Annotated in this window: 1 protein-coding gene; it reads left to right on the forward strand. The window is 66.6% G+C overall.

The genetic code is table 11. The features are described from left to right. Window positions 1–134: 134 nt before the first annotated feature. On the forward strand, window positions 135–377 hold a 243-nt coding region (locus GAS53_RS57460; RefSeq protein ID WP_225859701.1), incomplete at its 3' end, for a hypothetical protein.

Consider the following 377-nt stretch of genomic DNA (forward strand, 5'->3'; position numbering starts at 1 on the left):
GCTGCCTCGATGCCCGATCTGGCCAGCCGCAGAGCCCACCCGCTGGCGGCCAGTCTCCCGCAAAGCGCCTGAAGCCCAGGGACAGACATAAGGTCTCGGGGACGAAATACTCTGAGCTGCTGAAATGTGGCACGGTGGGCGTGACCGACCATTTCGATGATCGTTCCCACAGCATGAAAATGCACCGAATGCTGACCGTCGGCGCACTCGCGCTGGCTTCCGTCGCCACCCCCACCGCCGCCCAGGCCGCCGACCAGCCCTCCCCCCAGTCTGATCAGTTGCCCGTCATGGGGGTCTGGCCGCAGCTGGATGGACTCCCTGAGACTGTGGCACCGGGGGTGGTCGCTGTGGCGAAGCTGCTGGGCGTCCCGGTGGTG

Origin of the sequence: Streptomyces albicerus (assembly GCF_008905045.1) — a bacterium.
Taxonomy (GTDB): domain Bacteria; phylum Actinomycetota; class Actinomycetes; order Streptomycetales; family Streptomycetaceae; genus Streptomyces; species Streptomyces albicerus.